Raw genomic sequence first — 22,907 nt, 5'->3', positions numbered from 1 at the left:
AATTTCTATAGGAGTCTTCGTGTATTTTGACAGCTCTCTGCTTCAACTACAAATCAATTTAATAATTGGCATTATTCTTTATAATAACATAATGCGCCAATTGATTATTACCGGGAGTGCACTCGTTTCAGCAAGCTGAAAGTTCAGGAAATCAGGTGAAGACTTTACTCCACCTGATTAAAAGATTCCACCATCGTGTTTAAACTTCTGGCTTTGAAGAAACCTTTGGAAGAACTCCACGGAATTTTTTTAAATCAGCAAAAGTGATAAATTGTTTCTGCTCTTCATCCCATAAACGAAATTTTAATGATTGCAGGCTTGTTGCTAATGTAATAGTTGGTACATTTTGCAGAGGTTCTGTTTTATTATGAACTTCTTCTAACATATAATTCGGGACTCTCGGGCTTAAATGATGAACATGATGATACCCTATGTTTCCAGTCAGCCATTGCATCCATTTTGGGAGTTTATAAAAAGAACTGCCTTCTACTGCTGCTTTTACATAATCCCAATGTTGATCTTCTTCAAAATAAGTATCCTCAAAAGTATGCTGTACATAAAACAACCAAACGCCTAGACTTCCAGAGACTAAGAAAATAGGTAATTGAACAAGTAAAAAAGATTGCCATCCTAATGTTACACCAAGTAAAACAATAAGAGAAACAAGAAAGATATTTGTTAAATACGTATTAATACGTTCGTTCCATCGTGCATTTCTTCTATTAAAACGGTTCATTATTAAAAATTCGTAAATTGGCCCTAACAAAAACATAATTAAAGGATTACGATATAAACGGTATTTTAATTTAGTTGCAAAAGAAGCCTGCAAATACTCCTCTACTGTCATCATCCACAAATCACCAACTCCACGCTTATCTAAATTACTGCTTGTAGCATGGTGAATAGAATGGCTATGCTGCCATTTATTATATGGGAACATCGTAAGAATGCCGGTAATCATTCCTAAAATTTTATTGGCACGTCGGTTTTTAAAAAATGAAAAGTGACAGCAATCATGGAAAATAATAAAAATTCTTGTTAGGAACCCTGCTGCTAAAATAGTAAGCGCTAATGTTAATACATAAGAAATAGACAAACTTTGATAAGCTAAAAACCAAAGTATAAAAAATGGAAAAATCGTATTTACAATTTGCCAAATACTATTTTTTGCTGTTGATTTTTCATATGGTGCAATCGCTTTACGCAAATGCTTAAGGTTTTGAATATTCATGTTATACTCTCCTCTTTTCCTCGTTATCTCTATTGTAAATAAAAAGAGTTTTTTTGTGCAGACATACCTGTCATGCCCCCTATATGACAAATGTCATATAGCACAATGCAAGAACAAAATCGCCTAGCTCCTTGAAGTGCTGTAATGCTGGAAGCAGACACAACTGCCACGTTATCCACAATTCCCTTTCGTTTATATTTCCTGGACGATAAGGATAGCTGTCTCAAACGAGAACAGCTATCCTTATCGTAAAAGTCTATCCTATGATATTAGTTCATACCCCTATCCTTCTATCGCTAATGAAGAATGTTTGTTTAAGCTATTGCGCAACATAAACGGCTAGAGCTTTTTGAACCTCCAATATATTTTTATCATTTCTAAAATGCTTTGTAATACTTATTAAGAAGTACTGCTAACAAGTTTTTCTTCAAAAAAAGTTTGAATCCATCATTTAGTATTACAGTTTCCCTTTTTAGCTAATATTTAACAAGTATTTAGTTTCTTTTCTAGTACAAAATAAAAAAAAATCAAAAGGAGTATTTTATGAAGATATCCTCAAGAAATTTGGTTGTATGTTCCTTTATTATCTTTTTATTTATGCATATTTTTCCGATGCACCAAAGTAATGCTTCCCGTGTTGCAAATGCGACGATTACTACTAAATACTTTCATGATAATAAAAACTTAAAATACCCAGTTGTTTCGAATTTAAAAAATAAAACCGCTCAAGGGAAAATCAACACTGTTCTAACTAATCATATTAAAAAATCTGCTTTAGCCTATCAAGAATTAATGAAACAAATGAAAGAAGATAAAAAAAAGGATTTTTGCAAAGATTCTCCCTCTGGTTGTCAGTATGAGTATGTTACTAACTTTGAAACAAAATATAATAAAAGAAACAAACTCAGCATTTTGTATTATGATTATCAATTTACTGGTGGGGCTCATGGAAATACCATTGTCACCTCTTACAATTTCAACAATAAAAACGGGCATCTTTATACATTAGATGATTTCTTCACATCAGACAAAATGTATAAAAAGGTTACTGATTATGCAAAAAGTTATATGCTGAAACATCCTGATATCTTTTACCCAGATTCAAATGACTACTCCTCTTTTAAAGTAACGAATAAAACACAGTTTTATTTCGCCGATGACGGATTGTATTTGATTTTTCAGCAGTACGAAGTTGGACCATATGTTTCAGGAACTCCTGCAATTAAAATTCCATCTTCCTTTTATAACTAATTTTATATAGAAAAAAAGCGAAGAAAGCATTTATTCCTGCTTTTCTCCGCTTTTTTGTCTTTCAATTTCCTCTTTTAATTTTGGTTCTGGGGCAAATTCTTCTTCCCAATGAGGTGGTTTTATTATTTTCCCATCCTCTGCTCTAAATCGTGGCTTTCCATCTTCAAATAATTTCCCCATATTTGCATCTTGAACAATCTTAAACAAAGGAAATGGTTCCACTCCAGCAATGACAAAGCTTCCTTGATTAAAGTATTCAATGTCAGTTAAAGCATCCATTTGTGCTACTAGAACATCATCTACCGTTTTTTTTTGCGATACGATCTTATCGGCAGCCTTGTTTAAACCGGCAAGAAATTTTGCATATAGCTGCTTAAATTCTTCTTCATTTCCGTTAGCCGTTGCGTATAAGAATTCAACTATTTCTTCTCCCGTCCAAACGGCGCGATTAAGTGCTGTTTTTTCATCAATAGCTTTTGGCTTTTCTGCTACTGCATGTCCAAATGCTTGATGAAATTCTTTCACCATATAATACATTTTATTATCTTGATTCATATTATCTCCCTTGTTAAACTTTATTGAACATCAACCATTTTAACATGAATATCTTTTCTATTTCATCTATGTTTAACATAGACTAGAAATCTTTTTTGCTCTATGAAAACCTTTTATATAAAACGGTATTTATTTACAATATTTCAACGGTTTTATGATACAAGTAAACATGGATTTACTAGTATTTGAGTGACTGCTATAATACTAGATAAGAAAGAGGTGTTTTATCAATGGAGATATTTAGTATTCGTGAATTAACAGAAGTAATACATCATGTCGAAATTGAAGGACAAGGGGGTATTTTTAAAGAGGAGACGGGCCTTCTGCCAAAGGATCATCCTAAAGAATTTCTAAATAGAATGGAAAACTATAGTACGGATAGTCAATTATTAAATAAAATTAATGCTTTAACAGTAGATGAAGCTCTTCATATTTTTGTAAAGTCCGTCTTTGTTGTTCGCATTAAACAACTAGAAAGTACAAATTATGTGATAGAAAATGATATTCTTCATAAAGTATTTTCAGACTATTTAATGGAAACTCCTACTCATTCTTAATCATTTATAATCAAACGCTATTTTCTAATAATAGATAATTGCTTTTGAACTTGCAGTTTGAATACACTTCGCTTTCTACTTAGCGGGCACAGAAAAACTCATCTTTGCACTCCTGCAGAATGCTAAACCTTTTTCGCATTTCCGTAGGAGTCTAAGTGTATTCTGTCTCCTAAGAACTACTCCTTTCATTTTCTTTCACCATCACAAACTGTGATACAACAACCTCAACAAAAAAATGTCCCATTCACATTTTGAAAATAACATTGTGTAAAAAAAGCGAGTAACTTTCAATTGGGACATCTTATTATAGTTATCGTATAAAGCAGCTTAATCGATTTTTTTAAACCTCTTTTTTAGCGGATCTGTTTATTTATATTTTTTGCTAATACTTCTACTGAATTCTTCTTCACATATAAATGAACAAATTTTTTATCTGCCAGTAAATTGGTTTTCCAATTTTCATGGCTCATTTTCTTTTTTAACTGTTGAAAAATGTACATACTATTCACACACCTTTCATCATTCTTATTTTTTTCATTCCCCTTATTTTGTTAAGTTAAACTTTTTTAGAAAATTCTTACTTTCATAACTACAATCACCATAAATTGTATTCAACGTAGAAAGTAGGTAAAATAAAGTGACACTTTTTCTAAAAGAACGTAAAGGAAGATGCTTACATGGAAATAAGACAACTTAAATATTTTATTGAAGTAGTAAAACAAAAAAATATCACAAAAGCATCGGAATCTTTACATATTTCTCAACCTGCACTAAGTAAAGTGATTAAAAGTCTTGAGGATGAAATTGGCATTATCTTAATCCACCGAACCAATAAAACACATGAATTAACGGATGCCGGTATGATTGTATTTGAATATGCAAAAAAAATAATTGCCCAAGTGGATGAAATGGCGACAACACTGCTTGATATGACAAATTTGAAGCGTGGAAGTATTAATATCGGTATTCCCCCTATTATTGGGAGTTTATTTTTTCCTAAAGTCATCGCCTCATTCCATCGATCCTATCCAAATATTCATATTAATATTAAAGAATACGGTGCAGCAAAAGTGGCTAAAAGTGTGGAAGCAGGAGAATTAGAAATGGGGGTTTCTGTTCTTCCAGTTTCAAATGAGGCTTTAAATATTTTTCCACTTTTACAGGAAGAGATGAAATTAATTGTTAATGAAACACATCCACTATCAACAAGGAAAGTCGTTCATATAAAAGAGTTAAAAGAAGAAAATTTTGTTTTTTACAGTGAAGAATTTGCTCTATATGAAATCATGAGAAAAAGATGTATTCTCGAAGGATTTGAACCAAGCATTATTTTTAAAAGTTCTCAATGGGATTTTATCGTAGAAATGGTTGCTGCCAATCTAGGAATAACTATGCTTCCACAGTCCATTTGCAATAGAACAAATAATAAGCATGTCCGCATTATCGATTTAAAACCTGTTACCAAATGGGAGTTAGCTATTGTTACAAAAAAAGATCGTTATCTCTCCGTTGCCGGACAGCGTTTTATTGAGTCTGTAATGAAATAGTTGTTAAACAGCCTAACATTCTGCACCTCTCCTCCTGCTGGTACACATGTAACTTGAAGTAGAAGCAAATACTCCTAGGGTATTTACAGGGCCTGCGTGACCCCATAAGAGGGGAATCGCCGCCCGCCCCATGGAAAGTCAAGTGTATTCCAGTTTCAAAAAACACCTATTTTTTACCTTCTAAAAAAATGGGCTTTCTCTACCTTTCTTAAACGAATTTTCACATTTTTTTCACAATTATCCCTTCATAATAAATTTACTCTTGACAAAAACACGCATAATATAAAGCGTTTTCACCTATTATATAAGCGTTTTCATTTCTTATTATAACTTTTAGTTATATTAAATATAATAACTATGTATTTTACGAATAACATTTTAAGACGTATGATTACTTTATCAAAACAAATTGATTATATGATGTCTATATAAATATTTTTCATTTTGTGAAGGGAAATGATTTGCTTGAAATTCATTGTTATTATTACTCAAATTTTATTTATCCATGTATTTCTTTATATTGGAATGGTAATAAAATGGGTCGTACCTCTTCCTATTCCAGCTTCCATGGTTGGATTAATACTATTATTAATCTGCTTACTAACAAAAATTGTCAAAATTGAATGGGTAGAAAAAGGAGCAACTTGGCTGCTTGCAGAGCTTTTGCTATTTTTCATTCCTTCTGCAGTTGGGATAGTAAACTACGACGAGATACTAAATATGAAAGGGATTCAAACGATTTTATTAATTGCGGTTAGCACATTTGTTGTCATGATCGCAACTGGTTTTACTGCAGAAAAAATTTACAATAGAAAGAGAAGTTTTTCCAAATGAAAATAATCTTTTTAACCGCAATTACTTATTTATTTTATCTTTTTTCAAAATGGTGCTATAAAAAAACTGGCAACCCATTATGTGGTCCGTTATTATTAACACCTGTTTTATTAATTGCTTTCATCACTATTTTTCATATTTCTGCAGGAAGTTATTTGCAATCATCCAAATTATTAACACATTTATTAGGTCCAGCTACTATTGCCTTTGCAGTACCTATTTATAAACATAGAGAACTATTAAAAAAATATTATCTAATTATTTTAGTAAGTGTTACGACCGGAACAATTGTAGCGATTATGTCTTCTTATTTCTTGTCATTATTAATCAATCTACAATCAGATTTTATTATCAGTATTATTCCTAGATCTATTACAACACCAATTGCTATTGAGGTTTCAGAAGAAATTGGGGGTTTACCAACTTTAACGACAGTTTTCGTTATTATCACAGGGATAATAGGTGGAATTATCGGTCCATTTGCGATAAAATTACTAGCACTTAAATCATCCATTGCAAAAGGATTAGCATTAGGAATGGGAGCACATGGTGTCGGAACAGCAAAAGCTATGGAAATTGGAGAGCAAGAAGCTACATTTTCAACATTAGCAATGATTTTAGCAGCATGGATTACTGTCGTATGGGGAAGTTCACTAATACCTTTATTAATGAATGTAGTAAGCAGCAGTTAACACATTGTATTTAATAGGAGGCATGAGAATCAATTAGGATTCCATGCTTTTTTACATTATATTTTGTGTTTTTATATCTTTAGGCACTTTTCTAAAGATCATTGTTCTCAAATAGAATGCAATAAAAACCTTTGTTAAAATAGATTGATTAAAGTGTATGGTGAGAGTTGCAATATTCTTGCTGGAGGAAGCTCAAGCGAAGCCACGCGAACAACGAGGAGCATTCAGGAGTAGACATCAACTTAGTTGTCGATGGGGAAAGTTTGCGAAAAACATCCTATCTTTATTAACAAAAGAGATTGTTATTCATTCTTTTTTATAAAGTAATCAAAATCAAAACCACCCGTGATAACGGGTGGTTTGCTCTACGGCTGAAAGCCTTTGTTACTGACCAAACCCTAAAGGGCTACTGAATGGTTCGCCAAGTGTACTACTTCTACTGGCCAGACCTCAAAGGCCTTCTGCTTACTTTCGTCTCTTTTTCTTTACCTCTTCGCCTGTGAATGGATCCATGTATTCCATCATCGTTAATTGTTCTGCGACTATATCATCTTGAATTTGATTTCGTATATATTCTTCTATTACCTTTTTGTTTCTTCCAACTGTATCCACATAATATCCCGTACACCAAAATTTTCGGTTTCCATATTTGTATTTCAAATTTGCGTGACGATCGAATATCATCAAACTACTTTTTCCTTTTAAATATCCTACAAATGCTGACACACTTAACTTCGGTGGAATACTTACTAACATATGCACATGATCTTTACATGCTGTTGCTTCGATAATCTCTACACCTTTTCTTTCACATAACCTACGCAATATTTCCCCGATATCCTTTTTGATTTTCCCATAAATTACTTGTCTTCTATATTTCGGGGCAAACACTATGTGGTACTTACAATTCCATGTTGTGTGTGCTAAACTATTATTGTCTTTTGACATAAAAACTCCTCCGTATGCTGATATTTTGGTTGGCGAACCAAAAATATTTTAGCATCTCGGAAGAGTTTTTTTAATACCACGCTATAAGCTTTTTAGAACCCTAGGCCTAGCCTAGGGTTTTCTTTTCCATAATAAGAAAAGGATAAAACCTATTGCAGGTTTTATCCTTTTTTTATAAATAATTTACTTAGAATATATGCTATTGTTGTTTACTACTTGAAGTTCTCTTGTCGTTTCTACCATGTCACTTCCGCAAATTGGGCACTTTGGTTTTTCAGTGCTTTTAAAATTGTCACGAATCCAACATTTACACGTATCTGATACACAATCCCAAATCATAACTTCTTCTTTAACAACTTCTTCGTTATTTTTTCTACCAAAACCCATTGCCAAATGAAGCACCTCCATGAAGCTTTTTTAAATAAAAAATACTTGTTAACAAAGGATAACTACGGATTCCTTAAACAAGTTGGTAAAAAAATATAAAACTTTAAATGACCTATCTTCTAATTATAACACTTTTCATAATTTTGTCAATCTCTAATAACCAAGGCTTCATTTAGCTATTTGTACGGAAACATATAATGAAAAGAATTAGCTATAAAGAATGGAATATGATATTATTTTCAAGGATGCTAAAGTGACGATTTTTTAATGATGGTTTTCGGAGAACTGCATATAATAGACTAGACTATTGCACACCACTCCTCAGCTCATTAATTCCCCATCCCTACTATTATTACGCATATTTGAACAAATGAATCAAGGAGGACAAACATGAACATTAATGAATTTACTGTAGAGAAAATAAATGATCCAACCGGCATCCTTTCAGGTGAACGTTATGAGTTTTTTTTGAATCTGGAAATGGATGAAGATGATGACCTTTCCACTATTCAAGGCTTGCAGCTTAAAGTATTATTTTTTGTCGAGGGAGACAATACAAAAATTTTAAATTATGATTTCTATAATAGCAGTGAAAATAAATATCTGGATTTTGCATTAGAGGAAGAAGAAGTAGCAGAAGTTTATGCTTTCTGCAAAGAAAACTATATAGATATAGCATAAAGTATAACTTTCGTTTGTGAAAATTTTTTACAAAATGTCATCAAGCTATACTTCAAAAAGTAAGAAAGTGTCTAAATAGGCTGGAGTTTTTCATTCTAATTTCCGGTTCTTACTTATATGTTTCGTAAGGCCCATAGAGCTTTTTTGACCTCTATGAGCTTTTCGAAACTTTAAGAAGCATCCCTTATTTTATCGCTTCGAATGGTTCATTTTAAGATTGTTTGTACCCTATTTACTTGATGCGCCTCATTAAAACGTTACCGGACAGTTCCCCAGCCTATCTTCTTGGTTTTCCAATCCGTCGGCAGAGGTTCTATAATATAGCCTATTAAGGGTAGGAAAAGACCATATTCGTAATAAGTTTTTCAGCAACTCATTATGCTTTACGTGAAACTAGACTTCGATCGATTTGCCGTCTTCCACAATATGATGCATTAAATGTGCTAAATAATGAATTGGTCCAAAAGTATCCTCTTCCAGCTCTTCTTCATCCACCTGCAAGTCATTTAAATGCAAGGCAATAAACTGATAAAAATCTTTTAACTCGAAGGAATAGCAAGCTGATGGCGTTTCCTGATCTTCTTCATATTGGAGAACAAGATAAGACTCTTGTCCACTTTCATTAACGGCATCAAAATAAATAAAGAAACCAATATTGGTGTCTAATTCAAATAACTGTCTTGTACCACCACTAGTCAATTTATTAAAATCATCTTCATTTAATTTTGTCACTACCATATTTGCGATTCCATCTTCTTGATGAAATTCCACTGTATATTCTTTCATGTCAACACACCTCTTTCATTCCTTTCTATTGTAAACAAACTTGTCCTGTAAAGCAAAGATAACAATCTATACACTTTCCGATTTCTCATTTTCTCAGGACAGCAAAAAAAGCCCGCTCAATCATAAGAGCGGGCTTTCTATAATAGTTTAAAGTTTCGTTACTTTTACAGCTTGTGGTCCACGTCCACCTTGCTCAATATCGAAACTAACCTCTTGGCCTTCATCTAATGTTTTAAATCCTTCTGTTTCAATAGCAGAATAGTGTACAAATACATCTTCTCCACCTTCTACTTCAATGAATCCAAAGCCTTTTTCAGAATTAAACCATTTTACTTTACCAGTTGCCATTTTATTGCCTCCTAGATTTGAATAAATGCAGGATACTCTATGTAATAACCTACATTTATTCAGTTTACCCACTTTATTTTGTTTTAATCAAAATTTACGGATAAAAATCTAGTTTCCAGCATTAGATAAAATGATAACCAAAAGAGGTTATATTATGCTTTATTACGGCTTCTGCCTCTTCTTTCTCCACCTGAGCTTTTACGATTGCGATCATAGCTGCCACGTTCACCACCGCGATCATTACGACGACGACGGCCACCACCGTTGCCTGAACCAGAACCTGAACGATCTTTTTTCGACTTTTTGCTGCGAAGCGGTTCTACTGCTGTTAATTTAACTGGAGTTGCGTCAGGCTCTTTTGTTAACAATTTTAAAGCTGCAGCTAATAATGTTACTGAATCCTGATCTTCTAAAAGGGATTCTGCTACACGTTTATATTCAGCAAATTGATTTTCTTCAATTGTTTTCGTAATTTTGTTGATAGTAGCTTCTTGATTTCCAGCTAAAACATCTGTTAAAGATGGAATTGGTTTTTTCGTCATTTTCTTTTTCGTTACATTTTCAATAATGCGTAAATGATCTAATTCTCTTGGAGAAGCAAATGTAATCGCTAATCCTTTTTTACCAGCACGTCCAGTACGGCCGATGCGATGCACATAGCTTTCTGGATCTTGTGGAATATCAAAGTTATAAACGTGAGAAACACCGCTGATATCCAATCCACGGGCAGCTACATCTGTTGCAACCATGATATCGATGCTTTGTTCTTTAAAGCGACGAATTACTTGGTCACGTTTACCTTGAGGAATATCTCCATGAATTCCTTCAGCAGAATAACCACGTTTAATTAATCCTTCTACCACTTCATCGACACGTTTTTTTGTACGTCCAAAAACGATTGCTAGTTCTGGTGATTGGATATCCAAAAGGCCGCATAATACATCAAACTTTTGACGTTCTTGCACTTCCATATAATGCTGTTCAATATTTGTAACAGTCATTTCTTTTGCTTTCACTTTTACTACTGCAGGCTCAACCATAAAACGTTCTGCCAAAGATTGAATTCTTCTCGGCATTGTTGCAGAGAACAATAATGTTTGACGGCTGTCTGGCGTTTCACTTAAGATTCTTTCGATATCTTCAATAAAGCCCATATTTAACATTTCATCTGCTTCATCTAAAACAATCATTTTTATATCTTGTAAACGAATTGTTTTGCGCTCAATATGATCAATTAAACGACCAGGTGTAGCAGCGATAATTTCAGGTTTTTTCTTTAACCCACGGATTTGACGATTGATATCTTGTCCTCCGTATATTGGTAGCGTACGAATTCCCTTTACAGCACCAATGCGGTTTAACTCTTCCGCAACTTGAACTGCCAATTCTCTTGTTGGTGCAATTACCAAGCCTTGAATTGCTTTACCAACTTCAATTTTTTCTAACAAAGGCACACCAAAAGCAGTTGTTTTTCCTGTTCCTGTTTGCGCTTGTCCAATCATATCTTTGCCAGAAAGAGCAATTGGAATTGCCTCCGATTGAATTGGTGTTGGTTCTTCAAAACCCATGTTAGATAATGCCTTTTCTAAATTACTGCTTAGATTAAAATCTGAAAAAGTTGTCAATACTTTTTCCTCCTTAGTGTATTTGCTCTGCAAATCGATACAATTTAATTGGAATAAACGTTGAAGCATACAGAATGTTTTGTTGTTAAAAAAATTTCAACCCTGTGTTTTTCCATAAAACAACCAGGATCAAAGCCTTTTTATTTTTCCCTTTATAATGGAAAATGAATCTGTTTTGAAAAATATCTTTAGCAGAGCGTATTGTCATTTAATAGTGTTTAAATATATACTCTCCATTTTATTTCACTTTTTTTCATTTCCAGAACAATTAAGGTAAATCATTCAAAACATTCGGTATACCTCGTTAAAGTGGGAGATATGCGGATAGAAAACTGATGAAAAAAAAGGATGAATATAATTGAGAAGAATTATTTGTATTAAAGATTAAGCTCCCTTTTATCCATTGGTTCACATAACAATGAGATAAAAGAATCTTTCTCAATAAAAAAGGTGATGCATTATGGAAAGGCATCACCTTTAAACTTTACAAAAATAGATTAAGCTTTAGTTACATTAGAAGCTTGAGGTCCACGGTTACCTTCAACGATTTCAAAAGTTACATCTTGACCTTCTTCTAAAGTTTTGAAACCGTCAGTTTGGATTGCAGAGAAATGTACGAATACATCTTGTCCTTCTGTAGACTCGATGAAACCAAAACCTTTTTCTGCATTAAACCATTTAACTTTACCTGTATTCATTGTAAAACCTCCAAAAATGTGTTACACCTTTAAGCACCTAATATAAACTTTTAGGAATCGATAAATCTTCGCCACATAAAAGGTCGTAGCCTTTATATGCAGGGATCTAAATCGTCTACATATTATTGCAGCTACGACCACTTATCCATAAAACATATACCGAACTTAATAGCGTTAAATACATCATATAAAATTTTTAAGCATTTGTCAATGAAGTTTTATTGACCTAAAGATGTTCTTTTATTCAGAAAAAAGCAACACATTAGAACCAATTTATTTCAAAGAAGCTTCTGCTGAATCCACCGTGTGCTTTAAAAGCATACTAATGGTAACAGGGCCAACTCCGCCAGGTACTGGTGTAATGGCAGAAGCCAATTCATAACATGCGTCATAATCAACATCGCCAATATTACCTTTGTTATAGCCTGCATCTAAAATTACAGCACCTGGTTTAATCCAATCACCTTGTATAAAATTAGGCTTGCCTACTGCTGCAATAACAATATCTGCTTGTTTTATATGGCCAGCAAGATCTTTTGTTCGCGAATGACAAGTGGTGACAGTTGCATCTTCATTAAGCAATAAAGCTGATACTGGCTTTCCAAGAATCGGACTTCTTCCAACTACTACAGCATGCTTGCCACTTGCATTAATATGGTAATATTCCATTATTTTTAGTATTGCAGCCGGTGTGCAAGATGGATATTTCCCAAACCCTAATGCAGTTTGCCCGTATCCAAAACTTGTAACCCCATCCACATCTTTATCAATAGCGATTGCTTCAAATGCCTTTCTTTCATCAATTTGATGCGGCACAGGATGCTGAAGCAAAATACCGTGTACATTTTTATCTTCATTTAATTGATTGATTACTTCTAATAGCTCTTCTGTTGTTGTTTCTTTATCAAGATTTATCTTTCTAGAATCAATGCCAAGTCTTGCGCATGCATTCCCTTTCATTCTTACATACGTTTCAGAAGAAGGATCATCCCCTACTAAAATCGTTGCTAAACAAGGTGTTATTTTCTTTCCTTTTAATGCTTCAATTCTTGTCTTTAATTCTTCTTTTACTGCAGTTGCTACTACATTGCCATCTAGTATAAGTTTTTCAGTCATGTAAATCCCTCCGGAAAAGTGTTAAAAGATGCATTCTACATCTTTTGCCCAGACGACCGGCGATACATATACACAGCTCCCATATGGTTTATTCCATTATTGTCGTCAGTTACTGTGCCATTTACATTTTACAAAAGTATCATAACATAGGTTTTAAGCAATTTGAATAATGTTTTTACTTTTATTCTTATTCCTTGTGAATCGACTATCGTTCCGAGTTTTTTTAGAATAATAAAAGAGTGTCCCTTAGATTAGAAGGAATCATTAGCTATCTATCAAAATAAATAGAAAATGATTTTTTTTTCTAATAAGAGACACTCTTTTTTCTTGCATATACTTAAGGATTTACACTTATATTTTACTTTATACTAGTGTATATACCTAAAACAACGAAAGCCCTACCTCTCTTTCATCCTTACGGCTCCTAGTCCGTGCCAGTGTGAATTTAGGATAGTTAACGAGAACGGCAAAAATACATTTCTGAAATAAATTTAAATGGAAGGATTTAATCCGCGATTAGTGAAGAATATAGAATGTGTTTTTGAAGATAGTTGAAGTGTAAATCTAAAATTTAGTAATTGTTCCGAGTTTTATTAAATGACTAACTTACACGATTTTCTACATGTTTCCGTTCAAACCTCAAATACATACAAGATACATCATATCCTATTATTTACAAATAGTCAAATGAAATCATTCTTTTTAATTATTTTCTCCCTATCCAAATAGTAATTACTATTTTTCCCTGTTACTCCTCCATTCTGCTTGCTCAGTTACTTATACCTTGAAATAACCACTTCTAAACTACTCAAACTTCGTGGTTATAAATTCCTCTTCATGTATTGCCAAAACTTTTTTGGGGTGTTTTTTGCAAACATTATTCTTATAAATAGGGGCAAGATTCTCGTTTCAGGATGCTCGCTTTCCGTGAGACGTGCGATGAGCCTCCTCGACGCAGGCGCCTGCTTAGGTCTCATCTAACCCGCTAATCCCACAGGAGTCTCGCACCTTACACTCCAATCAAGCCGTTTTGATTCATTAGTTGCTGTCGTTGAACTGGAAAAACACCCACCTTATAGAATACTCAAGCGGCACATTTTGGTAGAACAACGTTCAATAAGAAAAGCGTGGGTCGCCTTGCTCAGCCCCGAGGAAAAATGTACACATGGCTCAAAAAGTACTTTTTGAGCCATGTGGGCAATAATCACAATGGCTAGCAGCTTGCACTAGACACTCATCTAAGTTTCAACATTTTTTTCTTTCTTATTTTCTAAAAAAAACAACGCTACTATGGTTTAGCAATAATACCTTGTAATGAAATTCGAAGACAAGAACTTATTCTAAAACAGGTTGCTTGTAACGGAGGGTGCGAAGTTTTGAGTTAACTAATTTATTTATTAAAAAGTGGTTCTTTTTTCTACTGACCAATTCCTTTTAAGCTAATTTATCTTTTTGCTGTATATCGGATGGAAACGTAGCAGTCGCTATTTCTTTTTCTAAATCCTTAGAATTCTGCTGTTTCTCCTCCTTATTCCAACAGAAATAATCCTCCATATAGTGAAGTACATTTGTTTTATACTGTTCTACAAGGTTTATATCAAACAAGATACATCCTGTTCGTCTTAATAATACATCAACAGGAGTCACTGCCATCTCATACTCCATTGCATAGCGGAGTTTAGCCCACAAAAGAATAGGCAGCCCATAATGCACCGCTTCCTCCCTACTTTCTTTTATTAAATGGAAAACAGTTGCAGCATTACTGCCATATTGACCAGCAATCATGTCTGCTTCTTTCTCTTTCAGTCCGGCTTCTATTCCATTTAATATAACTGCTGATCGATAGCTCTCAAAGTTAGCAGAGCCACCAACATCCCCGCCAGAGATAGGCAGATGCTTTGTACTGCATGCTTGATATGTTTTTTCCAGCTTTTTAGAAACTAAATCCACTACTGTTTCCGCCATTTTCCGATATCCCGTTAATTTCCCTCCTGCTATCGTAATTAAACCAGATGCCGATTCCCAGATTTCATCTTTCCGTGAAATTTCAGAAGGATCTTTTCCATCTTCTAAAATTAATGGCCTTACCCCAGCCCAGCTAGATTCGATCTGTTTTTCAACAATGTCTACACTCGGAAACATATAATTAATCGCATTTATAATATAGGTTCTGTCTTCACTTGTTATGGTTGGATTTACAGGATCCTCCCCATAAAAGGTATCGGTTGTGCCAATATATACTTTTCCATCTCGAGGAATGGCAAAAACCATTCTTTTATCAGGTGTATCAAAATAAATCGCTTGCTTTAGCGGAAACACAGACTGATCAATAACAAGATGCACGCCTTTTGTTAATTGCAATGACTTTCCTTTTTTGCTACCATCCTTTTCTCGAATAGAATCCACCCATGGTCCTGCTGCATTAACTATCTTCTCTGCAAAAATAGAATATTTTTCTTCAGTAAGCATATTTGTCACGAAAACACCGTTTATTTTTCCTTGGTTATTATATAAAAGTTTTTCCACTTTTGTATAATTGAGTGCAGTCGCTCCATTTTCGATTGCTTTTTTCATTACTTCTATCGTTAAGCGGCTATCGTCTGTACGATATTCCACATAATATCCGCCTCCTTTTAAGCCTTCTTTCTTTATAAGCGGTTCTTTTGCTAATGTTTCTTCTTTTGAAAACATAACACGTCTTTCTTCTTTTTTTACTCCAGCAAGAAAATCATATAATCGTAAACCAAAACTTGTAGTCATCTTTCCAAATGTTCCGCCTGCATGAAAAGGCAAAAGCATCCACTCAGGGGTCGTCACATGTGGACCGTTTTCATAAACAATCGCTCTTTCTTTCCCAACTTCTGCGACCATTTTTACTTCCATTTGTTTTAAATAGCGCAATCCTCCATGGACCAATTTAGTGGATCTGCTTGATGTTCCTGCTGAAAAATCCTGCATCTCAACAAGGGCCGTTTTCATGCCTCTAGTTGCTGCATCAAGGGCAATTCCTGCACCCGTAATTCCACCGCCAATAATCAACACATCAAACTTTTCTGTTTTTAATTGCTTCTCCATTGCATTTCTATTTATTGTCTTCATCTTCCATTCCTCCTAAATTAGGCAGCTTAACAAACAAAAAGAGACCACAAGCAGCACTATCAACTAATCGATAATGACTTGTGGTCTCTCCGTATCTCCAGACATCTTATTAACTTAACGTAAGTATAGCATAGTTACCTGTATTTTCATAGTATTAACACTTATCAAAAATTTCTAAGAAACTGTTAATCTTCTGTTCTATTTAAATGCCATGGTTGCACGAACAGCCTTTTGCCAACCAGCATATAATTCTTCGCGATTTATCTCATCTATTTTTGGTTCAAATGATTTATCTAAACTCCACTGCTCGGATATTTCCTTTTGATCCTTCCAAAAACCAACTGCAAGTCCTGCTAAATAGGCAGCACCTAATGCTGTCGTTTCATTAATAACCGGCCGCTCTACTGGAACATTTAATATATCACCTTGAAATTGCATTAAAAAATTATTTTTTACTGCTCCTCCATCTGCTCTTAATGCTTTTAATTTTATATTCGAATCTGCTTCCATAGCAGAAAGAACATCTCTTGTTTGATATGCCAGCGATTCTAATGTTGCGCGAATAAAATGTTCTTTCGTTGTGCCTCTTGTTACCCCAAACATGGCTCCTTTTACATCACTATCCCAATAAGGTGTTCCCAATCCAACAAATGCAGGTACTAGATAAACTCCATCGGTTGAACTTACACGATTAGCATACATCTCACTGTCTTGCGCTGTCTTTATCATTCTTATTCCATCACGCAGCCATTGAATAGCAGAGCCTGCAACAAATATGCTTCCTTCTAAAGCATATTCGACTTTCCCATCTAACCCCCATGCAATAGTTGTTAATAGTCCATGCTCTGACTTCACAGCTTTTTCACCAGTGTTCATTAACATAAAACATCCTGTACCATATGTGTTTTTTGCCATGCCTTCTTCAAAACAAGCCTGACCAAAAAGTGCTGCTTGTTGATCGCCAGCCACTCCTGCAATCGGGATATTTTTTCCAAAGAAATGATAATCAACCGTATGTGCATAAATTTCGGATGAAGCTTTCACTTCTGGGAGCATTGATTTTGGAACGGTAAGAATATCAAGCAATTCTTCATCCCATTGTAAATCATATATGTTAAACATTAATGTACGGGAAGCATTTGAATAATCTGTAACATGGGCTTTTCCTCCTGAAAGCTTCCATATTAACCACGTATCTATGGTTCCGAATAACAGATCTCCATTTTCTGCTTTTTCTCTCGCTCCATCAACATTGTCTAAAATCCACTTTACTTTCGTTCCAGCAAAGTAAGCATCAATTAGAAGACCTGTTTTTTCTCGAATAAGTTGATCGTATCCTTTTCCTTTTAGTTCTTCACAAATTTCTTTCGTTTGTCTTGATTGCCAAACAATGGCATTGTAAACAGGTATACCTGTATTCTTATCCCACACAACTGCCGTTTCCCTTTGATTCGTTATGCCAATTCCCTCGATTTGATCTGCTTTAATATCAGATTCTGATAATACAGCCGCAATCACAGACAGGATAGATCCCCAAATCTCATTTGCATTATGCTCTACCCAACCTGGTTTCGGAAAAATTTGTGTAAACTCTTTTTGAGCTGAATAAACAATATCCCCTTTTTTGTTAAAAATAATCGCTCTTGAACTAGTTGTTCCTTGATCCAACGATAAAATATACTTTTCCATCTTCTATACCCCCGATTTGTTTGCTCTATTATTTTATATACCTTTTTCTCTATTAAGCTGCTTGTTTATTTCTGTTTTCACTTTCTCTTTTGGAAGAAAAAAAAGCAAGTAATAATAAAACGATATTTACAGCTATTACTACCCAAAAACTAGTAGAAATCACATTTTTATAAACATATTGATAAAAAATAGCTGCCAATGATCCGCCTAGAATCGGACCAACAACAGGGATCCATGCATATCCCCAATTAGAGCTTCCTTTTCCATGTATAGGCAGAACGAAATGGGCAATGCGGGGACCTAAATCACGTGCTGGATTAATCGCATATCCAGTTGTTCCTCCTAGAGACATTCCAATAACAACAATTAACAGTCCTACAGCAAAAGGATTTAAACCTTCAGCAAATTTATTTGCTCCAATAAACAATAAGCCTAATACTAAAATGAAGGTTCCAATTAATTCGCTTAATACGTTAGAAAATCTATGCGGAATAGCAGGACCTGTTGAAAAAACACTTAATTTTGCTCCTTGGTCTTCCGTTGCCCTCCAATGAGGTAAATAATGCAAATAGACTATTACCGCACCTAAAAAAGCGCCAATCATCTGTGCTAATATATAGATTGGAACTTGATTCCAAGCAAAGTCTCCCGTTATAGCAAGAGCAACGGTAACAGCGGGATTTAAATGAGCGCCACTTATGCTGCCAACTGCAAAGACTCCCATCGTTACAGCTAATCCCCATGCAATGGTGATAACAACCCACCCACCACTATTTGAGAACGTTTTCTTTAAATTCGCACCTGCTACTACCCCTCCACCAAATACAATCAAAATCATTGTACCGATTATTTCTCCCACGAATGCAGACATTCTATCTCCTCATTCCCCTTCGTAATTAGTTAGACAAAACGGCAAAAAGGAGTGCACAACAGAAAAAACTATCACATAAAAAATGTGACCATCTGTGTGCATCTCCTCTTCTCCAACACGTTTTATTAACTTATCACCTATTTTACGCATAATTGTAAACGCTGTCAATAAAGTATTTTTCTTTTCCACTATAATAATAGGAACTTACCAAAAGAAAAATTTGGCGTTTGTATATATTTTTACTCCCCCAAGGTCCAAAGTTGTTTTTTAGACGTTGTAATACTTGTCGCTCCAGCTTGTATCGCATTTTCTACTTCTTGTTTTGTACGAATTAAACCACCAGCTAGAATAGGAACATTTACCTTTTCTTTAATTTCTTTTATCATCCATGGCATCGTACCAGGTAATACTTCAATGTAATCAGGCTGTGTTCTTTGCACCAATTTAATACTCTTTTCAAGCGCATGGCTATCTAATAAAAATACCCGTTGAATAGCCACTATATTTTTTTGTTTCGCTTTCATTATAACCGACGATTTTGTCGATATTAATCCATATGGTTTAAATTCCTGACAGATAAACTCTGTTCCAAAATCATCACTTTTAATCCCTTGAATGAGATCAACATGATAAATCATTTTTTTTCCTGCTTCTTTCGCCATTAAACTTATGTTTTTTAATTGTGAAATATGAACCTCCAAAAACACCCCAATTTTATAATTGCTTTGTAAAAAAAATTCAAATTCTTTCATCGTTGCCGAGGCTGGTATAACTTTTTGATTCATCCTCTATTCCCCCCAATCATTGATCTTTATCTTTTTCTCTAACTAAATTACTGATGGGTTCTCCCTTCATAATAGCGAAAACACAGAATACAAAGAAAAAGAAAGGCAAGTCCAATCGAATATCCTCCTAAAACATCTGTTGGAAAATGAACACCTAAATAAATTCTGCTTATCCCAATACATAGGATTAGGATCGCCATACCAAACACCGCAGTTACTTTTATTTTTGTTGTTTTCGCTAAGTGAATAATAATATATGCTAAACTTCCATAAAATAGCATAGATCCCATTGAATGCCCACTTGGAAAACTGTAGCTTTGTTCCACTACAAGGGGTAAAATATCTGGACGTTCCCGTTTAAAAAACAATTTTAACCCTTTATTTAACAGCGCTCCAAGTCCAGAGGTACTAACTAAAAAAAGTGCAAGTGCCCATTTTTTCTTCCAACATAATATCCCTGCAAGTAGTATTATAATGGAGACAATCCATTTTATTGAGGCAATAAAACTAATTGCGACCATAATCATTGTCAGCGTTCCTGACACATATGATTGAATAAATGAAATAATATGATGATCAAAGTCAATCACGTTCCTGCTCGTAACCCAATTCGCTATTGCTATAAATCCACCCCCTGCAATAATAACAACAGATAAAAATAGCAATATATATTTTATTGTTAGTTTTTTTTCATCAACCATGTTTTCCTCCCAGTTATGTATGCGTTAGTCCTACTTTTTTGTTTGATTCCATTTTAACATTCGAATGTGGCTACGCTTTTTATGTTTGTGGACTATTTTAAAACAAGCAACATAATTTATGACAGCAAAAGCACTTTTACGAAACGATGATTATGCAGCCTAATTGAAAACATCTTACCATCAATTGTCCACTTATGATGATAAGATGCGCATATTCAATCAGCATAATTTTTTTTTGACTAAGCTTCTTTTGCTGTTTTTTTTCTGGTTCTTTTTTTCTTTTCTTCGGTTTTCTTTGGTTTCGTTGTATCAATGGAAGCTTGGAGTGCTGCCATTAGATCCATTACATTCGAAGTTTCTGCTTTTTCTTTGCTAACGACTATTTCTTTGCCAGTTTTTTTCGATTCAATTAACTGCAATAAAGAACTCCGATATTCATCCGTGTATTTACTTGGATCAAATGTTGTCGTTAACTGGTCAATTAAAAGAATGGCTGTTTCTATTTCCTTTTTGACAATCTGCCCTTCTGCCGGAACATTTGGCACATCTTCTACGTTTCTTACTTCATCAGGAAAATGAATGGTTTCCATTACCAATGTATTTTCGTAGACCCGAATAACAGCAAGCTGTTCTTTTGAACGAATAATAATTTTCGCAATCCCCACTTTTCCAGATTCTAATAAAGCTTGTCTTAATAAAGCATACGCTTTATTCCCGCCGTCTCCAGCAGACATATAATAACATTTTTCATAATATATAGGATCAATTTCTTCCATTTTGACAAAATCAATGATTTCAACTGCTTTATCTTCGTTTTCTTTTCGCAATTTTTCTAGTTCTTCTTCATCCAACACAATGTATTTACCTTTTGCATATTCATATGCTTTCACAATATCTTCCGGCTTTACTTCTTTATGGCAAGCGGAACATTTTTTTTCGTATTTAATTGGTGCATGACATTCCTTATGAAGGGTTCGTAATTTAATGTCTTTGTCCTCCGTTGCAGTATGCAATTTAATTGGAATATTAACCAGTCCAAAACTGATATTCCCTTTCCACATTGTATGCATCGTCTTATCTCCTATCAGCATTTCAGCTGTAATTTATATTTCTCCTGCTATTTTTAAAATGGCTTAATCGTCGCTATTTCATTCCATTAATAATTGGTAATGAATGAATTAGTGGCAAAAGAGAAACGCTAAAGACGTAGTACAACTGCCAAAAATCGTTTTAAAGGAAGGGTAAGTATGACATATTCTGCTAATTTCATCATTGTCAGCTATGAGAAAAAGAAAGATTTCTTTCTTGTTGCCATTGTCAAAAAAGGTAAAATAATGGAAGTTGGCAGTTTTCGCAATGGTTTATTAAAAGAAGAAAAAGATATTTTACTACAATTACTACAGAGTAACAAAGTTAAATCAACAAAAAACCACTTGTATGTTCAACCAGGTATTTGTGTAAAGCTATCGTTTCGCTCTTTTCAAAATGAACGTTTAGTGGACCCTTATTTTGAAAAATTTTTATTGCATTTTGATTGGAAAAAATGCACATACGATTTCTTAATAAAAAACATGGCGCAAAATAAAATCAATATTACCAATCCCGATAAATTGTTGTTTCCGAACAAAAACATCACTAAATTAGACTATATTCACTATTTAGAAGCAATTGCACCTTTTTTGCTCCCTTTTTTAGAAAATCGTTTGTTAACATTAATTCGATTTCCCCATGGACTTTTTGGTGACTCTTTTTATCAAAAACAATGCCCGGATTATGCTCCTGCTTTTATCGAAACTAGTGAAGAAGATGCTATCCAATATATTGTCTGTAATAGCATAGAAACTTTAATTTGGCTAGGGAATCAGTTAGCCTTTGAATTTCATATCCCTTTCGAAACAATCTATTCAGAAGGAAAACCATCTGAAATAGTGTTTGACTTAGATCCACCCTCTAAAAACCATTTTTCATTGGCAATACATGCTGCAACCATCATAAAGAAGATTTTAGACAGTTTACATTTAATTTCTTATCTTAAAACTTCTGGAAATAAAGGGATTCAAGTATATATTCCCCTTCCGGAAAAAACATTTACTTATGAAGAGGTTCGCATGTTTACTGAATTTATTGCCAAATACATGGTTGCTGCTGAACCAAATTTATTTACCGTTGAACGGTTAAAAAAAAATCGGCATAACCGACTTTATATTGATTATATTCAACATAGCGGCGGGAAAACGATTATCGCTCCTTTTTCTATCAGAGGAAACGAAGATGGCAGTGTTGCATGCCCTCTTTTTTGGGATGAATTAACAGAGGAGTTAACTCCAAAAATTTTTACGACGCAGCATGTCTTGTCCCGCTTACATCAAAAAGGAAATCCTTTTAAAGATTATTTTGAAACAAAAACAATACAGCCATTTCAACAAGTGTTAGATTTTATTCAGAAGTAATTTTTTCTAATGTAAGATTGGCTTCCCTAAAAAGAGGATGTTGCTCTCTCGAATAG

23 protein-coding genes and 1 riboswitch are annotated in these 22,907 nt (G+C 34.1%); of the genes, 7 read left to right on the top strand and 16 right to left on the bottom strand.

Features of this window, described 5'->3' with window-relative positions:
• Positions 1-199: 199 nt before the first annotated feature.
• Positions 200-1,231, bottom strand: coding sequence for a Delta(5) desaturase DesA (gene desA, locus AC5LWL_RS11955; protein ID WP_493434498.1), 1,032 nt, complete (start codon positions 1,229-1,231; stop codon positions 200-202).
• Positions 1,232-1,774: 543 nt separating this feature from the next.
• On the opposite strand from desA, the gene AC5LWL_RS11950 reads away from it, so the two are divergent.
• A complete protein-coding gene (locus tag AC5LWL_RS11950; RefSeq protein WP_493434497.1) occupies positions 1,775-2,482 on the top strand; it encodes a DUF3298 and DUF4163 domain-containing protein in 708 nt (235 codons plus the stop codon).
• A 30-nt stretch (positions 2,483-2,512) separates the two neighbouring features.
• Here the strand turns inward: AC5LWL_RS11950 and AC5LWL_RS11945 are convergent, their stop codons facing one another.
• Positions 2,513-3,037 (bottom strand): pyrophosphohydrolase domain-containing protein, encoded by a 525-nt coding sequence (locus AC5LWL_RS11945; RefSeq protein ID WP_493434496.1) that lies wholly within the window; start codon positions 3,035-3,037, stop codon positions 2,513-2,515.
• Between the two features lie 230 nt (positions 3,038-3,267).
• On the opposite strand from AC5LWL_RS11945, the gene AC5LWL_RS11940 reads away from it, so the two are divergent.
• Positions 3,268-3,594: a hypothetical protein gene (locus AC5LWL_RS11940; RefSeq protein WP_493434495.1), complete on the top strand. Its 327-nt coding sequence runs from the start codon at positions 3,268-3,270 to the stop codon at positions 3,592-3,594.
• Between the two features lie 353 nt (positions 3,595-3,947).
• On the opposite strand, the gene AC5LWL_RS11935 is transcribed toward AC5LWL_RS11940, so the two are convergent.
• Positions 3,948-4,094, bottom strand: coding sequence for a hypothetical protein (locus AC5LWL_RS11935; RefSeq protein ID WP_493434494.1), 147 nt, complete (start codon positions 4,092-4,094; stop codon positions 3,948-3,950).
• A gap of 177 nt (positions 4,095-4,271) precedes the next feature.
• On the opposite strand from AC5LWL_RS11935, the gene AC5LWL_RS11930 reads away from it, so the two are divergent.
• The 3 genes from AC5LWL_RS11930 (at position 4,272) to AC5LWL_RS11920 (ending at position 6,667) form a co-directional block, all read left to right on the top strand.
• Positions 4,272-5,141: a LysR family transcriptional regulator gene (locus AC5LWL_RS11930; RefSeq protein WP_493434493.1), complete on the top strand. Its 870-nt coding sequence runs from the start codon at positions 4,272-4,274 to the stop codon at positions 5,139-5,141.
• A gap of 456 nt (positions 5,142-5,597) precedes the next feature.
• On the top strand, positions 5,598-5,975 hold the full coding sequence (locus tag AC5LWL_RS11925) for a CidA/LrgA family protein (protein ID WP_493434492.1): 378 nt from the start codon (positions 5,598-5,600) through the stop codon (positions 5,973-5,975).
• Positions 5,972-6,667: an LrgB family protein gene (locus AC5LWL_RS11920; protein WP_493434491.1), complete on the top strand. Its 696-nt coding sequence runs from the start codon at positions 5,972-5,974 to the stop codon at positions 6,665-6,667. Before AC5LWL_RS11925 ends, AC5LWL_RS11920 begins: the two co-directional genes overlap by 4 nt.
• A gap of 465 nt (positions 6,668-7,132) precedes the next feature.
• Here the strand turns inward: AC5LWL_RS11920 and tnpA are convergent, their stop codons facing one another.
• Positions 7,133-7,615 carry an IS200/IS605 family transposase gene (gene tnpA, locus AC5LWL_RS11915; RefSeq protein ID WP_493434490.1) on the bottom strand — a complete coding sequence of 161 codons (483 nt, stop codon included), beginning with the start codon at positions 7,613-7,615 and terminating at the stop codon, positions 7,133-7,135.
• Positions 7,616-7,798: 183 nt separating this feature from the next.
• Positions 7,799-8,002: a cold-inducible protein YdjO-related protein gene (locus AC5LWL_RS11910; protein ID WP_493436601.1), complete on the bottom strand. Its 204-nt coding sequence runs from the start codon at positions 8,000-8,002 to the stop codon at positions 7,799-7,801.
• A 390-nt stretch (positions 8,003-8,392) separates the two neighbouring features.
• On the opposite strand from AC5LWL_RS11910, the gene AC5LWL_RS11905 reads away from it, so the two are divergent.
• Positions 8,393-8,683, top strand: a complete 291-nt coding sequence (locus AC5LWL_RS11905) for a DUF6509 family protein (protein ID WP_493434489.1) — start codon at positions 8,393-8,395, stop codon at positions 8,681-8,683.
• 393 nt (positions 8,684-9,076) lie between these two features.
• Here AC5LWL_RS11905 and AC5LWL_RS11900 read toward each other — a convergent pair whose 3' ends face one another.
• The 11 genes from AC5LWL_RS11900 to ku all read right to left on the bottom strand — a co-directional run bounded on the left by AC5LWL_RS11900 (position 9,077) and on the right by ku (position 21,471).
• On the bottom strand, positions 9,077-9,469 hold the full coding sequence (locus AC5LWL_RS11900) for a cytosolic protein (protein WP_493434488.1): 393 nt from the start codon (positions 9,467-9,469) through the stop codon (positions 9,077-9,079).
• Positions 9,470-9,616: 147 nt separating this feature from the next.
• Positions 9,617-9,817, bottom strand: a complete 201-nt coding sequence (locus AC5LWL_RS11895; protein ID WP_443479817.1) for a cold-shock protein — start codon at positions 9,815-9,817, stop codon at positions 9,617-9,619.
• Positions 9,818-9,969: 152 nt separating this feature from the next.
• Positions 9,970-11,442, bottom strand: coding sequence for a degradosome RNA helicase CshA (cshA, locus tag AC5LWL_RS11890; RefSeq protein ID WP_493434487.1), 1,473 nt, complete (start codon positions 11,440-11,442; stop codon positions 9,970-9,972).
• A 497-nt stretch (positions 11,443-11,939) separates the two neighbouring features.
• Positions 11,940-12,140 carry a cold-shock protein gene (locus tag AC5LWL_RS11885; protein ID WP_493434486.1) on the bottom strand — a complete coding sequence of 67 codons (201 nt, stop codon included), beginning with the start codon at positions 12,138-12,140 and terminating at the stop codon, positions 11,940-11,942.
• Between the two features lie 273 nt (positions 12,141-12,413).
• Positions 12,414-13,256 carry a bifunctional 5,10-methylenetetrahydrofolate dehydrogenase/5,10-methenyltetrahydrofolate cyclohydrolase gene (locus tag AC5LWL_RS11880; RefSeq protein WP_493434485.1) on the bottom strand — a complete coding sequence of 281 codons (843 nt, stop codon included), beginning with the start codon at positions 13,254-13,256 and terminating at the stop codon, positions 12,414-12,416.
• Positions 13,257-13,295: 39 nt separating this feature from the next.
• A riboswitch (ZMP/ZTP riboswitch) is annotated at positions 13,296-13,379 on the bottom strand.
• A 1,311-nt stretch (positions 13,380-14,690) separates the two neighbouring features.
• Positions 14,691-16,355 carry a glycerol-3-phosphate dehydrogenase/oxidase gene (locus tag AC5LWL_RS11875; protein WP_493434484.1) on the bottom strand — a complete coding sequence of 555 codons (1,665 nt, stop codon included), beginning with the start codon at positions 16,353-16,355 and terminating at the stop codon, positions 14,691-14,693.
• Positions 16,356-16,553: 198 nt separating this feature from the next.
• Positions 16,554-18,044, bottom strand: coding sequence for a glycerol kinase GlpK (glpK, locus tag AC5LWL_RS11870; RefSeq protein ID WP_493434483.1), 1,491 nt, complete (start codon positions 18,042-18,044; stop codon positions 16,554-16,556).
• Between the two features lie 52 nt (positions 18,045-18,096).
• The gene (locus tag AC5LWL_RS11865) at positions 18,097-18,915 is read right to left on the bottom strand and encodes an MIP/aquaporin family protein (protein ID WP_493434482.1); all 819 of its coding nucleotides are present in this window, start codon (positions 18,913-18,915) and stop codon (positions 18,097-18,099) included.
• A 239-nt stretch (positions 18,916-19,154) separates the two neighbouring features.
• A complete protein-coding gene (locus AC5LWL_RS11860) occupies positions 19,155-19,700 on the bottom strand; it encodes a glycerol-3-phosphate responsive antiterminator (RefSeq protein ID WP_493434481.1) in 546 nt (181 codons plus the stop codon).
• Between the two features lie 47 nt (positions 19,701-19,747).
• Complete coding sequence (locus AC5LWL_RS11855) at positions 19,748-20,401, bottom strand: phosphatase PAP2 family protein (RefSeq protein WP_493434480.1); 654 nt, start codon at positions 20,399-20,401, stop codon at positions 19,748-19,750.
• Between the two features lie 239 nt (positions 20,402-20,640).
• A complete protein-coding gene (gene ku / locus AC5LWL_RS11850; RefSeq protein WP_493434479.1) occupies positions 20,641-21,471 on the bottom strand; it encodes a non-homologous end joining protein Ku in 831 nt (276 codons plus the stop codon).
• Between the two features lie 177 nt (positions 21,472-21,648).
• Here ku and ligD point away from each other — a divergent pair, with 177 nt between their 5' ends.
• Positions 21,649-22,851 (top strand): DNA ligase D, encoded by a 1,203-nt coding sequence (gene ligD, locus AC5LWL_RS11845; protein ID WP_493434478.1) that lies wholly within the window; start codon positions 21,649-21,651, stop codon positions 22,849-22,851.
• Positions 22,852-22,907: the final 56 nt, after the last annotated feature.

The sequence above is a fragment of the Niallia sp. WK069_GA_01 genome, from assembly GCF_983173855.1.
Note: the sequence above shows the minus strand (reverse complement) of the source record. Positions and strands in the feature narration are given on the sequence as shown.

Coding starts and splice junctions, on each gene's coding strand:
- desA (WP_493434498.1), bottom strand. CDS start 1,231: ATGAATATTCAAAACCTTAAGCATTTGCGTAAAGCGATTGCACCATAT.
- AC5LWL_RS11950 (WP_493434497.1), top strand. CDS start 1,775: ATGAAGATATCCTCAAGAAATTTGGTTGTATGTTCCTTTATTATCTTT.
- AC5LWL_RS11945 (WP_493434496.1), bottom strand. CDS start 3,037: ATGAATCAAGATAATAAAATGTATTATATGGTGAAAGAATTTCATCAA.
- AC5LWL_RS11940 (WP_493434495.1), top strand. CDS start 3,268: ATGGAGATATTTAGTATTCGTGAATTAACAGAAGTAATACATCATGTC.
- AC5LWL_RS11935 (WP_493434494.1), bottom strand. CDS start 4,094: ATGTACATTTTTCAACAGTTAAAAAAGAAAATGAGCCATGAAAATTGG.
- AC5LWL_RS11930 (WP_493434493.1), top strand. CDS start 4,272: ATGGAAATAAGACAACTTAAATATTTTATTGAAGTAGTAAAACAAAAA.
- AC5LWL_RS11925 (WP_493434492.1), top strand. CDS start 5,598: ATGATTTGCTTGAAATTCATTGTTATTATTACTCAAATTTTATTTATC.
- AC5LWL_RS11920 (WP_493434491.1), top strand. CDS start 5,972: ATGAAAATAATCTTTTTAACCGCAATTACTTATTTATTTTATCTTTTT.
- tnpA (WP_493434490.1), bottom strand. CDS start 7,615: ATGTCAAAAGACAATAATAGTTTAGCACACACAACATGGAATTGTAAG.
- AC5LWL_RS11910 (WP_493436601.1), bottom strand. CDS start 8,002: ATGGGTTTTGGTAGAAAAAATAACGAAGAAGTTGTTAAAGAAGAAGTT.
- AC5LWL_RS11905 (WP_493434489.1), top strand. CDS start 8,393: ATGAACATTAATGAATTTACTGTAGAGAAAATAAATGATCCAACCGGC.
- AC5LWL_RS11900 (WP_493434488.1), bottom strand. CDS start 9,469: ATGAAAGAATATACAGTGGAATTTCATCAAGAAGATGGAATCGCAAAT.
- AC5LWL_RS11895 (WP_443479817.1), bottom strand. CDS start 9,817: ATGGCAACTGGTAAAGTAAAATGGTTTAATTCTGAAAAAGGCTTTGGA.
- AC5LWL_RS11885 (WP_493434486.1), bottom strand. CDS start 12,140: ATGAATACAGGTAAAGTTAAATGGTTTAATGCAGAAAAAGGTTTTGGT.
- AC5LWL_RS11880 (WP_493434485.1), bottom strand. CDS start 13,256: ATGACTGAAAAACTTATACTAGATGGCAATGTAGTAGCAACTGCAGTA.
- AC5LWL_RS11875 (WP_493434484.1), bottom strand. CDS start 16,355: ATGAAGACAATAAATAGAAATGCAATGGAGAAGCAATTAAAAACAGAA.
- glpK (WP_493434483.1), bottom strand. CDS start 18,044: ATGGAAAAGTATATTTTATCGTTGGATCAAGGAACAACTAGTTCAAGA.
- AC5LWL_RS11865 (WP_493434482.1), bottom strand. CDS start 18,915: ATGTCTGCATTCGTGGGAGAAATAATCGGTACAATGATTTTGATTGTA.
- AC5LWL_RS11860 (WP_493434481.1), bottom strand. CDS start 19,700: ATGAATCAAAAAGTTATACCAGCCTCGGCAACGATGAAAGAATTTGAA.
- AC5LWL_RS11855 (WP_493434480.1), bottom strand. CDS start 20,401: ATGGTTGATGAAAAAAAACTAACAATAAAATATATATTGCTATTTTTA.
- ku (WP_493434479.1), bottom strand. CDS start 21,471: ATGCATACAATGTGGAAAGGGAATATCAGTTTTGGACTGGTTAATATT.
- ligD (WP_493434478.1), top strand. CDS start 21,649: ATGACATATTCTGCTAATTTCATCATTGTCAGCTATGAGAAAAAGAAA.